Consider the following 13125-nt stretch of genomic DNA (forward strand, 5'->3'; position numbering starts at 1 on the left):
TCCCCTTGCCTTTTTAACACTGCCCTTGTTGAGACCGCCCTTCAATACGGCATCGGATGGGCCCGATGCGCCTGATCGATCTCCTTCAGAACCTCATCACTCAACTGAACATCCACCGCGCCCAACAGATGCTCCAGCTGCGCCTGCGTGGTGGCTCCGAATATCGCCGAGGCGATGAAGGGCCTTGTCCGGCACCAGGCCAGCGCCATGTGAACCACGTCCAACCCATGCCGTGCTGCAATGTCCAGATAGGCCGCCACCGCATCATAGACCCGGGGCACGTCCCGCCCGCCCAGCCCAGGGACCAGCGATTTGCGCGATCCAGCAGGCACCGCGCCATCCTGATACTTGCCACTCAACAACCCGGCAGCCAGCGGTGAAAACGCCAGCAGCCCGACATCTTCGTTGACGCTCAGCTCAGCCAGATCAGTGTCATACAACCGGCACAGCAGCGAGTATTCATTCTGGATCGAGGCCACCCGAGGCGCCCCGGCCTCCGCCGCCAGCCGCAGCCATTGCGCGGTACCCCAGGCGCTCTCATTGGACAGGCCAAAGGCGCGGATATTGCCCTTGTCGACCTGGGCTTGCAGCGCCTCCAGACAATCGACCATATTGGCCAGGGTCTCTTCGCGGTTCTGCGTTGAGGGATCATAGCTCCAGTTTTTACGGAACATATAGCTGCCGCGATTGGGCCAGTGAAACTGATACAGATCGATGTAATCCGTCTGCAACCGCTTCAACGAGCCCTCGATTGTTGCGGCAATGGTCTGGCTTGAAATCGGTGCACCGTCCCGCACGATGCCCAGCCCCTCGCCCGAGTGTTTGGTGGCCAGAATATAATCGCCCCGGCGGCCAGTCCTGGCATTCCACGCGCCAATGATCTCTTCACTGCGACCGGTGGTGTCCTTGCGCACCGGATTGACCGGATACATTTCGGCAGTGTCGACAAAATTCACCCCCGCCGCCAGCGCATAATCGATCTGCGCATGGGCCTCTTGCTGCGAGGTCTGGGTACCGTAGGTCATTGTGCCGAGACACAGTTCCGAGACCTGCAGGCCGGTGCGGCCTAGCGGATTCATTTTCATGGTGCGCGTTCCTTCTTGCTGTCGGGCGCACTTTAATGGTCCAGTGCCCGGGCGCAACCACCTCACGTCATGGCTTGAGATCCCCCGAATAATCCGCCAGCCTGTCGCCAGTATCCAACCCCTCTTCACCATAAAGGACTGCCCCATGCCGCAGATCATCACCAAGGGCATCAAGGCGCTACTGGCCGAAGCCAATGATGTTGTCACCAGACTGCCGGTGGCCGAGGCCAAGAAGCTGGTAGCCAGCGACGATTATGTCTTCATCGACCTGCGCGACATCCGCGAGTTGCGCCGCGCAGGCCTGATCCCGGGGGCGTTTTCCTGCCCGCGCGGTATGCTGGAGTTCTGGATCGACCCCGACAGCCCCTACCACAAACCGGTGTTCAATCAGGACAAAACTTATGTGTTCTACTGCGCCAGCGCCTGGCGCTCGGCGCTCAGTGCCAAAGTGGCAATGGAGATGGGGCTAAAGCCGGTGATGCATCTTGAGGGTGGCTTTGGCGAATGGCTCAAACAGGGCGGCCCTGTGGTGCCCCAGGAGAGCTGAAGGACAAATCGACCCGCAATAGATCGATTGAGAACAAAAGTGGAACATGATAGGGATCTGCATGTCGTCTCACATGCTGCACCCCCCGTCTCACCACCCCCCGTCTCACCACCGCCCGCAGGTCTCGATCTGTGACGGTATAGCCCTGGATTATGGCCGCACCCATGAGGTCTGCGGCCCTGCCCGGCGCAGCTTTGCCCTATGGCTGGCGGCAGCCATGACAGGGCCGGTGCTGTGGATCTCACCCGCCTGGGAGGCGGATCAACTGAACCCGGACGGGATGATGGATTTTACCTGCCCCAGCCGTTTTTTGTTTCTGCGCGCCACCCGTCAGGACGATCTGCTCTGGGCCACCGAAGAGGCCCTGCGCGCAGGTCAGCTGCCGCTGGTGGTGACGGACCTGTCGGCGCCGCCAGCCCTGAAACCGGTGCGGCGCCTGCATCTGGCGGCGCAAAACGGCGGCCGTCATGGGCCACAGCCGCTGGGATTGCTGCTGACACCGGGCTGCGGCGGCGCCGCTGGCATCGAGAGCCGCTGGCATCTGGCCCCTGACCACCGGGAGCAGCACCGCCAGTGGCTGTTGCAACGGCTGCGCGCCCGCACCCTGCCACCCTGCAGCTGGCGATTGCGCCAGTCCGCCCCCCGCGCCGGGCTGGAGGAGGTGCAGGAGCCGCTGACGGTTTTGTCCTGAGGCGCCGGCAGACCTGTTGCCCAGACAGACTTGGGGGCCAGACAGACTTGGGGCTCTGCCCCAAACCCCGGGATATTTTTAGCCAGATGAAGTGAGATCCGCCAGGATCGAACGGGCGGAGCTCCAAGCCCGTCTTGGAAATAATCCGAGGGAGTGAAGACTGTCTTGGAAACCATCTGGGGGACGGTTTCAAGTCTGAACCGGCGGCGCCGTCAGATTTGAGCGGCGGTGCCCCAAGCGCTTTGGTCAGATCAGGGACCTGCGGGAAAGCAGGTGCAATTTGCAGCCATCCCCCTTAAAATACCGGCCTGGAGGATGTATGTTTCAAAGACGCCACGCCCTGATCCTGCTTGCAAGCGCCTGGGTCCTGCCCTCGGTCGCCTTGGGCGCGCCGGTCCGCTACCAGCTGGATCCGGCCAAGTCGCATGTTGGCTTTAAGTTCAAACTGAACGGCGTCACCCAAAATGGTTCGATGCCGATTGAGCGGGCCGATATCACCATTGACCCGCAACGCCTGTCCAGGTCACGGATTGATGTGACCGTGACTGCCGCGCAGTCGCGCACCGGACTGATCTTTATCACCCGGGCGATGACCGGCCCTGACGTTCTGAACACCGCGCAGTTTCCCACCATCCGGTTTGTCTCCCGCCACATCACCCTGGGCGACTCGGGGCGAATATCCGACGGGGCGCGAATACGGGGGGACCTGACGTTGCGCGGGGTGACCAGATCGGTCACCTTGCAAGCGGCGCTGTATCGGCCACCCGGCACTGCGGCAGATGATCTGAGCCAATTGGATGTGGTGTTGCGCGGCGGCCTTAGCCGCGCTGACTTTGGCGCCTCGGGATTTCCCGATCTGGTCGCAGATACCGTGATCCTGGACATCCGCGCCCGGATCAACGCAGTCAAATAAACCGGCGCAAAAACGTCAAATGCGACATTGCTGTCGAAAACGATTGCGCCCGTCAGCCATCTGGCGGCATTCTGCGCAGCTATGCGCCTGATCATATCCTTTGCCGCCTTGCTTCTCTCTGTCGTGCTGTTGCAGCTGTCCACTGGCGGCGTGGGGCCGCTGGATGCCATATCCGGGCTGACCCTGGGCTTTAGCAAGGAACAGATCGGCCTGCTGGGTTCGGCTCATTTTCTGGGATTTTTTATCGGTTGCTGGTGGTCGCCGCGGCTGATGGGCACGGTTGGCCATTCGCGTGCCTTTGCCGCCTTTACCGCGCTGGGGGCGATTGGGCTGATTGGCCATACGCTGACCAATAACCCGTTGGCCTGGGCTGCCATGCGGATTGCATCGGGGCTCTGCGTGGCGGGCTGTTATACGGTGATCGAGGCCTGGCTGAATGCCAAGGTCACCAATGAGAATCGCGGCCGAGCGATGGGCAGTTACCGGATTGTCGATATGGGGGCTTCGCTGGCGGCGCAGCTGATCATCGCCGTGCTGCCGCCTGCGGCCTATGTATCCTACAACATGCTGGCCATTCTGTGCTGCGCCGCGCTGCTGCCGCTGACCCTGACCCGCGCCAGCCAACCCGAGACCCCGTCGGCGCCGCGGCTGCGCCCAAAACTGGCCTGGCGCTGCTCGCCATTGGCGGTGGCCGGGGTGATTGTGGCGGCGCTCAGCTCTGCCTCGTTCCGCATGGTCGGGCCGCTTTATGGCCAGGAGGTCGGGCTGGAGATCGACCAGATCGCCTTTTTCCTGGCCGCCTTTGTGCTGGGCGGCGCATTGGCGCAATATCCAATGGGCTGGCTGGCCGACAAATACGACCGCCGCTGGGTGCTGATCTGGCTGTCGGTGGCCGCCATCCTGTCCAGCGGCATCACCATCTGGGCCTCTGGGATGGGCACTCTTGCAGTGATGAGCTCGGCGGGGTTGTTTGGCTTTACCACCTTCCCAATCTTTTCGGTCTCGGCCGCCCATGCCCATGATTTTGCCAAGTCGGACGAAAGGGTTGAGCTGTCGGCCGCGCTGATGTTCTTCTTTGCCCTTGGCGCCATCGCCAGCCCATTTACAGCCTCGGCCCTGATCGAAAACTATGGGCCGCGAGCGCTGTTTGCGATGATCGCCGTTGGCCATCTGGCGCTGATCCTTTTTGGGCTGAACCGGATGCGCGCCCGACCAACCCCCGAGGAGCGCACCCAATATGTCTATGCCCCTCGCACCTCCTTTATCATCGGCCGCCTGCTGAAACGCAGCCGCGAAAAACGATAGCGGGACAACCGGCCCAAAGTAACAACCCTAGATGCAATTTCCGGGTCCACGCCGCCCGCCTAAGGCTCCTCTCCCAGCGACCCGATGTAAAAAAACCGCAGTTCTTGCAGCAACTTTCGCTTCATTGCTTCCTCAAAAACAGGAAATCCTACAGCGACTTCAACAAAGGCATCCGGCCCTTGGATGACATTCATCGCGAAATAGTTGACAAGATCCTCATTCTCCGTGTCTCTGCCCCCCAACAGGAACGTGTACTCTTGGCCGACGGCCAAGGCATTTATTGTAACCCCAGTCAGCGAAGATGAACCTCGTAAATATGATGGGCTGATACCAAAATTGGATTTTCCATCACCAGAGATGTCCAGCGTCAACCGCCAGCATCCGTTCTGGGTTTTCAGCACATTTCGACCAAACCTCATTGCTTCACCCAACGCGGTATGAGACGAGCGCCTTTGTCGTGTATAGCTGTTCAATACATTTGCGACTTCAATAAGGTCGGCCTGATCTGAAATCTCTGTCCACGGCAGGATTGTAAAAGTTCCACCTTGTCCGGCCCAAATGTAGATGTACAATCTAACCGGCGCCTCAGGGGCCACTAAAAAGGCGTCTTGCACCTCAGGCGCCAGAATGGCCTTTGCCAGGCCTTTCATCTGAAGCTCGAATTCTCCGTTGTCGATCGAGGCAGACACATCCAGCCCAAGCGCCAACGCCTGTCGACAGGCCGATTGCCCGGCCAGTGGTGACAGCATCAAACAAAGCGCAACAACCCAGCGCAATATGATGGCCGGCTTAACCATAGTTATAGAGTAGTGCAAAAGGGGTTTCCGTCACCTCTGGGTTCACCAAAAAAGAATGGTCAAAACCGCTAGAAAGCACTGGTCTCGGGCAGCCCTTGTCTTTCCTTTGCCATTCGTTACCGTTCAAGGAAAATCCGGGAACCCATCGCAGGGGGATTTCTAACCGCTTAGACTTGCGTTAGACGGGCTGTCAGACAGCTAGGCGGAAACCTGATATGGCACGAATTCTCATTACCTCGGCGATCCCTTACATCAACGGGATCAAACATCTGGGCAATCTTGTTGGCAGCCAGCTGCCGGCCGATCTCTATGCCCGCTACCATCGGGGTCGCAGCAATGAAGTGATGTTCCTTTGCGCCACTGACGAACACGGCACACCGGCCGAACTGGCCGCCGCCAAGGCGCATAAACCCGTCGATGAGTTCTGCGCCGAAATGCACCAGGTTCAGGCCGGAATCGCCAAGGGATTTGGCCTCAGCTTTGACCATTTTGGCCGCTCCTCCAGCCCGCAGAACCACCAATTGACCCAGCATTTCGCCGGCAAGCTGGCTGAAAACGGCCTGATCCGCGAGGTGGTTGAAAAACAGGTCTATTCCAACACCGATGGCCGCTTCCTGCCGGATCGCTATATCGAGGGCACCTGCCCCAACTGCGGCTACGACAAGGCGCGCGGCGACCAATGCGAAGAATGCACCAAGCAGCTGGACCCCACCGATCTGATCGAGCCGCGCTCGGCGGTGTCTGGCTCCACCGATCTGGAAGTGCGCGAAACCAAGCACCTGTATCTGTGCCAATCCACCCTGAAAGACCAGCTGGACGAATGGATCACCTCCAAACATGATTGGCCGATCCTGACCACCTCGATCGCCAAGAAATGGCTGCATGACGGTGACGGGCTGCGCGACCGGGGGATCACCCGCGATCTGGACTGGGGCATTTCGGTCAAAAAAGGCGATCAGGACTGGCCCGGCATGGAGGGCAAAGTGTTCTATGTCTGGTTCGACGCCCCTATTGAGTACATCGCCTGCGCTGGCGAATGGGCCGAGGCCAATGGCAAAACAGATGCCGACTGGCAGCGCTGGTGGCGCACCGACAAAGGCGCCGATGACGTCAAATATGTCCAATTCATGGGCAAGGATAACGTGCCGTTCCATACCCTGTCCTTCCCGGCCACTATTCTGGGTTCGGGCGAGCCGTGGAAACTGGTCGATCACCTAAAGTCGTTCAACTACCTGAACTATGACGGCGGCCAGTTCTCCACCTCGCAGGGGCGCGGCGTATTCATGGATCAGGCGCTAGAGATCCTGCCCGCCGATTACTGGCGCTGGTGGCTGCTGTCGCATGCCCCCGAAAGCTCGGACTCGGAATTCACCTGGGAGAATTTCCAGCAATCCACCAACAAGGATCTGGCCGATGTGCTGGGCAATTTTGTCAGCCGCATCACCAAGTTCTGCCGCGCCAAGTTTGGCGAAACGGTGCCCGAGGGCGGTGAATACGGCGAACAGGAACTGGCGCTGATCGCCGAGCTGACCACCCGCATCCGCGCCTATGAGGCCCAGATGGAAGCCATCGAGGTGCGCAAGTCAGCCCAGGAACTGCGCGCGATCTGGGCGGCAGGTAATGAGTACCTGCAAAGTACCGCGCCCTGGTCAACCTTCAAGAGTGATCCGGTCAAGGCTGCTACTCAGGTGCGCATGGGGCTGAACCTGATCCGTCTCTATGCGGTGCTCAGCGCACCGTTCATCCCCACCGCCGCCGCCAGCATGCTCAGCGCCATGAACACGCTGGACACCAGCTGGCCCGAAGATGTCGCAGCGGCGCTCAACGCCCTGCCCGCTGGCCATGATTTTGCGGTGCCCGAGGTGCTGTTTGCCAAGATCACCGATGACCAGCGCGAGGACTGGCAGCAGCGGTTTTCCGGAGTCCGTGACTGACCGCCAAGCGCCCCACCAGAACAACAATCAGCGCATCCCTTTGGGGGTGCGTTTTTGTTTGCGCAGCTCGAAATATCCCCGCCAGTGAAGGGGATACCATCCTTGCTCCCCCCCAGCAGCCTGCCGCCGCAGCAACCACAGATGATGCAACCTCCTGTAGAAAGTTATATCTGACTGAAAAACTCAGGTTGACATACCTGAGTAAATAAATCAGGTTAGCGACACTCCAGCCAGCCTGCTTGAATTCAGGTCAGCCCGCACCAGAAACAACCGTTTAGATCGCCTCATGCCGCACAGTGTTTCTTCAGGTCAAAAGCCGCACCCAATCGCGCCGATCCAGCAGCCGCCGGATCCGCTTTGGTCGCAGGCGCTGTCTGAACCGGAAACCCTGTCTGGTTTTTGCCTGGAATGGATCCAGGACCGGGCGGATATCAACAAAGGGCGACCCTGATGAACATGCACGTAGCCGAAGTGGCCATTCCCACCGCGGAAGTTTTCCCGACTTATCACGCCGAAGAGCTGACCCGCGGCGGCATCCAGGCCCGGATTCTGCTGAACGGTCAGATCTACAGTCTGCGCATCACCCGCGCCGGAAAATTGATCCTGACGAAATAAGCCACATCGCATCGTGGAGCCGCCGAAGTTGGCACGCTCTTCGCCCTATAGAGGCAACCGCCCTGAGCCATCTGCAGCCCGGCGCCGCGCCTCCACCAGACCTCACGAATACTCTTCCACAAGGACTTACTTTGATGAAATCACTGACACTTGCAGGCACGGCTCTGACGGTTTTTGCCGCCGGAACCACGGCTCTTCTGGCCGCTGACAAAGCTGCAGTTCTGGAGAATTACTCCAATATTGCCGAGGCCAAATATCAAGACAGCCTGGCCACCGCAAAAGACCTGCAATCTGCCGTCGAGACCCTGCTGGCGAACCCGTCCGATGAAAACCTGAACGCCGCCCGCACCGCCTGGCTGGCGGCCCGCGTTCCCTATCAGCAGTCCGAAGTGTTCCGTTTTGGAAATGCCATCGTTGACGACTGGGAAGGCAAGGTAAACGCCTGGCCGCTGGACGAGGGCCTGATCGACTATGTTAGCCAATCCTATGGTGGCCCCTCGGACGAGAACGCCCTGGCATCGTTGAATGTTATTGCCAACCCGATGTTTGAGCTGTCCGGCAAGACCATCGACGCCAGCGATATCACCCCAGCCCTGCTGGAAGGCTCGCTGCACGAGGCCGATGGCGTAGAAGCCAATGTGGCCACTGGCTATCACGCCATCGAATTCATGCTCTGGGGCCAGGATCTGTATGGCACAGAACATGGCGCGGGCATGCGGCCCTGGACCGATTACGCTGTCGGCGAGACCTGTACCAACGGCAACTGCGACCGCCGCAGCGCCTTTCTAACGGCCGCCACCGATCTGCTGGTCTCTGATCTGGACTGGATGGCCGCACAATGGGCTGAAGCTGGCGACGCCCGCAGCGCATTGCTGGGCGACGAAAATGCTGGCATCGTCGCCATGCTGACCGGCATGGGATCGCTGTCCTACGGTGAACAGGCGGGCGAACGTATGCGCCTGGGCCTGATGCTGAACGATCCCGAGGAAGAGCATGATTGCTTCTCGGACAACACCCACAACAGCCATTTCTACGACGGCAAAGGCGTGCAGAACGTCTATCTGGGGGAATATACCCGCGTCACCGGCGAGATGATCTCGGGCGCCTCCCTGTCCGATCTGGTCGCCGCTGTGAACCCCGATCTGGACAGCGAAATGCGCACCAAGCTGACCGCCACCATGGCGGCCTTGGGCGCCTTGAAGACCGCTGGCGACAATGGGTTCTCCTATGACCAGATGCTGGAGCAGGGCAATGCCGAAGGCGAAGCGCTGATCATGGGTGGCGTCAACGGTCTGATCGACCAGACCCAATCCATCGAACGGGTTGTTTCGGCCCTGAAGCTGGACGGCGTTGCAATCGAAGGCTCGGATTCGCTGGACAACCCCAAGGCTGTTTTTGAATAAACAGCATACTCCCGCGATCTGTATAATGATGCCAGTAGTTATGTCATCCTGGCGCTATATGAATAGGGACTGTCGCGCATAGCGCGGCAGTCCAATTTCTTAAAAACGCAGCTTGAACTCCACGACCGGATCGGTGCAAAAATCTATGCTCACCTCAATGCGACCACTATGGAAAACGCAGAATAAAATAGTCCTGGCTGTCGCATTTACGGCGGCCAGTCCTCTGTCAGCGCTGGATCTGACCACGCTGAACCTCGCAGACCCTCATCTCAATCTGGTGCCCCGGACCGCAGCCGAACAGGCCCGCATCACTGCGGCCACCGCGGCGACCTCGGACTTCACCACAGCCGAAGCCTTTGAGGATCACCCGGCGGGTGCCGCCACAGTCCGCGCGCGCAAGGATGACGAGGCGTTTTCCCAGCACTCAGACAATATCAGCTTCGAGCAGCAGCTTGAATTCAAGCTCGGCAACGGATTGTTCAAAAAGATCTGGGTGTTTGCCCCGGCCTCAACCAGAGCGTCGGACGGGCTGGGCCCGCTGCACAACGCCCGCTCCTGCCAGCGCTGCCACATCAAGGATGGTCGCGGCCATACCCCGCAGGGCGCCGATGACAGCGCCATATCCATGTTCCTGCGGCTGTCCATTCCCGGTGATGCACCTGCGGAAATGGCCGCAATACACGACTATATCGGCACCGCGCCAGATCCCAATTACGGCACCCAGCTACAGGATTTCTCGCCGCCGGGTCTGGCCCCGGAATATCAGTTCTCCGTCACCTACCGCGATATTGATGTCGCCCTGTCCGGTGGCGAAAGTGCCACTCTGCGCGCCCCCAGCTACCGCGCGCTCAACCTTGGATACGGCCCATTGCACGCCGATGCCATGCTGTCGCCACGGGTGGCGCCTCCGATGATAGGCCTTGGCCTGATCGAGGCCATCCCGGTGGCTGACATTCTGGCCCAAGCGGACGAAAATGACACCAATGGTGACGGCATCTCCGGTCGGGCCAATCTGGTCTGGTCCAGCGAATATGATCAGGTCATGCTGGGCCGCTTTGGCCTGAAGGCGGGCCAACCCACGGTGCATCAGCAATCGGCAGCCGCCTTTTCCGGCGATATCGGCATATCCACGCCGCTCTACCCGGAACCTTGGGGCGAATGCACCGAGACACAAACCGACTGCCGCAACGCGACCCACGGCGACGGCGATGTGCGCGGAAGTGAGATCGACCAGCCCAACATGGATCTGGTGACCTTCTACAGCCGCAACCTGGGCGTCCCCGCCCGTCGCGATCTGGACGACCCGCAGGTGCTGCGCGGCAAACAGGTGTTTTACGACACCGGTTGCAGCAGCTGCCATACACCAAAATTCGTCACCCACCGCCTGAGCGACCGCCCCGAGCAAAGCTTTCAGCTGATCTGGCCCTACTCGGATCTGTTGCTGCATGACATGGGCGATGGCCTGGCCGACAACCGCCCCGAGGCCCGCGCTACCGGGCGCGAATGGCGCACACCGCCGCTCTGGGGTGTTGGCCTGACCCAACAGGTCTCGGATCAGGCGGGCTATCTGCACGACGGCCGCGCCCGCAGCCTGCTTGAGGCGGTGCTCTGGCATGGCGGCGAGGCGCAGCCGGCACGCGACACCGTGGTGCAACTGGCACCCGACGACCGCGCTGCCCTTATTCGTTTTCTGGAAAGTCTCTAACCCATGCGCGCCATTGTCCCCGCCCTCACCCTCAGCCTCAGCCTGATCCTGTCGCCGCTCACCGCCCGCGCAGATATGGTTGACGATATCCTGGACCAGCAAATCCTGCCGGGCATGATGAGCCTTGCCAGCACCGCCAGTCAGCTGGCCCAGGTCGCGCAGGCGGATTGCCGGGCTGAATCGCCGCAGTTGCGCCAGGCTTTTGGTGCCACCTTTGATGCCTGGGTCTCGGTCAGTCACCTGCGCTTTGGCCCAAGTGAGGCCGACAACCGCGCCTTTGCACTGGCGTTCTGGCCGGACAGTCGCGGCAAGATCCCCAAGGAACTGGCCAAGATCATCGCCGAGGGTGAACCGTCGATTGATCAGCCGTCCGAGTTCGCCAGCTACTCGATCGCGGCGCGGGGGTTATATGCGTTGGAATTCCTGCTTTATGACGCAAATCTAAGCACCCGTGGCACCCCGGAAACCCGCTGCCGCCTGACACGGGCTATCGCGGGCGACATCGCCAGCACCGCGCGCGCCATCCAGACCGACTGGTACGATAATTACGCCGCACAAATGCGCCGCCCCGGTGACCGCTATCAGACCAGGACCGAGATAAAGCAGGAACTGTTCAAAGCCCTGAACACCGGCTTTCAGATCACCGCAGATATGCGCCTGGGTCGCCCGTTGGGCAGTTTTGACCGCCCCCGCCCCAACCGGGCCGAGGCGCGCCGCTCAGGCCGCAGCCTGCACCATGTGGAGCTGTCCCTGCGCGCACTGCAACCCCTCGCTCTGGCCTTATCTGGCGACAACCAGGAGCTGGCCGCAAGGTTCCAAACAGCTTTTTCCCAGACCCTGACCGCAACCGCCCGGCTCGACGATCCCACCCTGGCTGGTGTCGCCGATCCCGGCAGCCGGTTCCGCATTGAGGCCCTGCAACAACAGGTCAACGACCTGCGCAGCCTGGCCGAGACCGACCTTGGCCCCTCACTGGGCGTTGACCCCGGCTTTAACTCGCTGGACGGAGACTGATGTGACCTCGCGCCGTAACTTTCTTGCCGGGTTGCTGGCCACCGGGCTGGCCCCGCAGGCCAGTTGGGCGGATCTGGGTTGCCCGGCCTATCTGTCAGCCGCCAAACAACCCGGCGGAACCTATATTCTGGCCGGAGTGTCAGCCCAGGGCGAAGTGCTTTTTCAATGCCCGCTGCCCGATCGCGGCCACGGCGCCAGCGCCCATCCCCAGCGCCCCGAGGTGATCGGCTTTGCCCGCCGCCCCGGCCGCTTTGCCGACGTGATCGACTGCCGCACCGGCATGCGACTGGCCCGCCTTGAACCGCCCTCGGGGCATCACTTTTACGGCCACGGCTGCTTTAGCCAGGACGGCAGCCGTCTTTACACCAGCGAAAACGAATATCACACCGCCCGCGGCATGATCGGGGTTTGGGACGCCACTGACGGCTACCAGCGCCTCACCAGCTTTGCCTCGGGCGGCATTGGCCCGCATGAATTGCTGCTGCGGCGCGATGCAGCCGGCCTGGTCATCGCCAATGGCGGCATCCAGACCCACCCCGACCGGGGCCGCGAAAAGCTGAACCTTGACACTATGCAGCCCAACCTCAGCTACCTGCGGTTCGACGGCACTGTTGACCACCACATGCAGTTGCCCGACGAGTTGCACCAGAACTCTATCCGCCACCTGGCAATGCGGCACGACGGCACCACTGGTTTTGCCATGCAATGGCAGGGTGAGCCGGGGGCAGATATGCCAATCGTCGGGCTGCACCGCCCCGGCATCGCGCCGCGCCTGCTGGCCGAGGACGACCCACGCCTGCGCAACCTGAACGGATATGGCGGCTCGATCCAATTCTCAAATGATGGCATGACCCTCGCCGTCACCTCGCCGCGTGGCGGTGTGGTGCAGCTGATGGATGTGGCCTCCGGTGCCTTGCTGCAGGAACATCATCTGGACGATGTCTGCGGTCTCGCCAGCAACGGCAACGGCTTCATTGCCAGCACCGGAACTGGCCAGCTTGTGGCGCTCACCAAGACAGCGATGACGATGCTGTCCCAAACCGATCTGCGCTGGGACAATCACCTGATCCGCTTGAGCTGAGTTCACATTTGCTAGTAGCATTGAGAACCTCAGGC

The 13125-nt window shown here is 60.8% G+C and carries 12 protein-coding genes; 10 read left to right on the forward strand and 2 right to left on the reverse strand.

The window, feature by feature from the left end; translation table 11 throughout:
* Positions 1–41: 41 nt before the first annotated feature.
* Entirely contained in the window at positions 42–1085 is a 1044-nt protein-coding gene (locus tag QPJ95_RS01230) for an aldo/keto reductase (protein WP_270918790.1), read from the reverse strand.
* Positions 1086–1230: 145 nt separating this feature from the next.
* Here QPJ95_RS01230 and QPJ95_RS01235 point away from each other — a divergent pair, with 145 nt between their 5' ends.
* The 4 genes from QPJ95_RS01235 (at position 1231) to QPJ95_RS01250 (ending at position 4541) form a co-directional block, all read left to right on the forward strand.
* On the forward strand, positions 1231–1632 hold the full coding sequence (locus tag QPJ95_RS01235; RefSeq protein WP_270918791.1) for a rhodanese-like domain-containing protein: 402 nt from the start codon (positions 1231–1233) through the stop codon (positions 1630–1632).
* 61 nt (positions 1633–1693) lie between these two features.
* Positions 1694–2323: an ImuA family protein gene (locus tag QPJ95_RS01240; protein ID WP_270918792.1), complete on the forward strand. Its 630-nt coding sequence runs from the start codon at positions 1694–1696 to the stop codon at positions 2321–2323.
* A 319-nt stretch (positions 2324–2642) separates the two neighbouring features.
* Positions 2643–3236: a YceI family protein gene (locus tag QPJ95_RS01245; protein WP_270918793.1), complete on the forward strand. Its 594-nt coding sequence runs from the start codon at positions 2643–2645 to the stop codon at positions 3234–3236.
* Between the two features lie 81 nt (positions 3237–3317).
* A complete protein-coding gene (locus tag QPJ95_RS01250) occupies positions 3318–4541 on the forward strand; it encodes an MFS transporter (protein WP_270918794.1) in 1224 nt (407 codons plus the stop codon).
* Positions 4542–4600: 59 nt separating this feature from the next.
* Here the strand turns inward: QPJ95_RS01250 and QPJ95_RS01255 are convergent, their stop codons facing one another.
* Positions 4601–5317 (reverse strand): DUF1194 domain-containing protein, encoded by a 717-nt coding sequence (locus tag QPJ95_RS01255; RefSeq protein ID WP_270918795.1) that lies wholly within the window; start codon positions 5315–5317, stop codon positions 4601–4603.
* 236 nt (positions 5318–5553) lie between these two features.
* On the opposite strand from QPJ95_RS01255, the gene metG reads away from it, so the two are divergent.
* The 6 genes from metG to QPJ95_RS01285 all read left to right on the forward strand — a co-directional run bounded on the left by metG (position 5554) and on the right by QPJ95_RS01285 (position 13090).
* The gene (metG, locus tag QPJ95_RS01260) at positions 5554–7272 is read left to right on the forward strand and encodes a methionine--tRNA ligase (RefSeq protein ID WP_270918796.1); all 1719 of its coding nucleotides are present in this window, start codon (positions 5554–5556) and stop codon (positions 7270–7272) included.
* A gap of 450 nt (positions 7273–7722) precedes the next feature.
* Positions 7723–7887 (forward strand): hemin uptake protein HemP, encoded by a 165-nt coding sequence (hemP, locus tag QPJ95_RS01265; RefSeq protein ID WP_270918797.1) that lies wholly within the window; start codon positions 7723–7725, stop codon positions 7885–7887.
* 134 nt (positions 7888–8021) lie between these two features.
* Positions 8022–9290 carry an imelysin family protein gene (locus tag QPJ95_RS01270; RefSeq protein ID WP_270918798.1) on the forward strand — a complete coding sequence of 423 codons (1269 nt, stop codon included), beginning with the start codon at positions 8022–8024 and terminating at the stop codon, positions 9288–9290.
* A 145-nt stretch (positions 9291–9435) separates the two neighbouring features.
* Complete coding sequence (locus QPJ95_RS01275) at positions 9436–10995, forward strand: di-heme oxidoreductase family protein (protein ID WP_270918799.1); 1560 nt, start codon at positions 9436–9438, stop codon at positions 10993–10995.
* Positions 10996–10998: 3 nt separating this feature from the next.
* Positions 10999–12009 (forward strand): imelysin family protein, encoded by a 1011-nt coding sequence (locus QPJ95_RS01280; RefSeq protein ID WP_270918800.1) that lies wholly within the window; start codon positions 10999–11001, stop codon positions 12007–12009.
* A 1-nt stretch (position 12010) separates the two neighbouring features.
* On the forward strand, positions 12011–13090 hold the full coding sequence (locus tag QPJ95_RS01285) for a DUF1513 domain-containing protein (protein ID WP_270918801.1): 1080 nt from the start codon (positions 12011–12013) through the stop codon (positions 13088–13090).
* Positions 13091–13125: the final 35 nt, after the last annotated feature.

Source organism: Parasedimentitalea psychrophila (genome assembly GCF_030285785.1).
GTDB lineage: Bacteria > Pseudomonadota > Alphaproteobacteria > Rhodobacterales > Rhodobacteraceae > Parasedimentitalea > Parasedimentitalea psychrophila.

Excerpts from the sequence above, each read along its gene's own strand:
- QPJ95_RS01245 (WP_270918793.1), top strand. The coding sequence starts at position 2,643 with ATGTTTCAAAGACGCCACGCCCTGATCCTGCTTGCAAGCGCCTGGGTC.
- QPJ95_RS01235 (WP_270918791.1), top strand. The coding sequence starts at position 1,231 with ATGCCGCAGATCATCACCAAGGGCATCAAGGCGCTACTGGCCGAAGCC.
- metG (WP_270918796.1), top strand. The coding sequence starts at position 5,554 with ATGGCACGAATTCTCATTACCTCGGCGATCCCTTACATCAACGGGATC.
- QPJ95_RS01250 (WP_270918794.1), top strand. The coding sequence starts at position 3,318 with ATGCGCCTGATCATATCCTTTGCCGCCTTGCTTCTCTCTGTCGTGCTG.
- QPJ95_RS01280 (WP_270918800.1), top strand. The coding sequence starts at position 10,999 with ATGCGCGCCATTGTCCCCGCCCTCACCCTCAGCCTCAGCCTGATCCTG.
- QPJ95_RS01230 (WP_270918790.1), bottom strand. The coding sequence starts at position 1,085 with ATGAAAATGAATCCGCTAGGCCGCACCGGCCTGCAGGTCTCGGAACTG.
- QPJ95_RS01275 (WP_270918799.1), top strand. The coding sequence starts at position 9,436 with ATGCTCACCTCAATGCGACCACTATGGAAAACGCAGAATAAAATAGTC.
- hemP (WP_270918797.1), top strand. The coding sequence starts at position 7,723 with ATGAACATGCACGTAGCCGAAGTGGCCATTCCCACCGCGGAAGTTTTC.
- QPJ95_RS01240 (WP_270918792.1), top strand. The coding sequence starts at position 1,694 with ATGTCGTCTCACATGCTGCACCCCCCGTCTCACCACCCCCCGTCTCAC.
- QPJ95_RS01270 (WP_270918798.1), top strand. The coding sequence starts at position 8,022 with ATGAAATCACTGACACTTGCAGGCACGGCTCTGACGGTTTTTGCCGCC.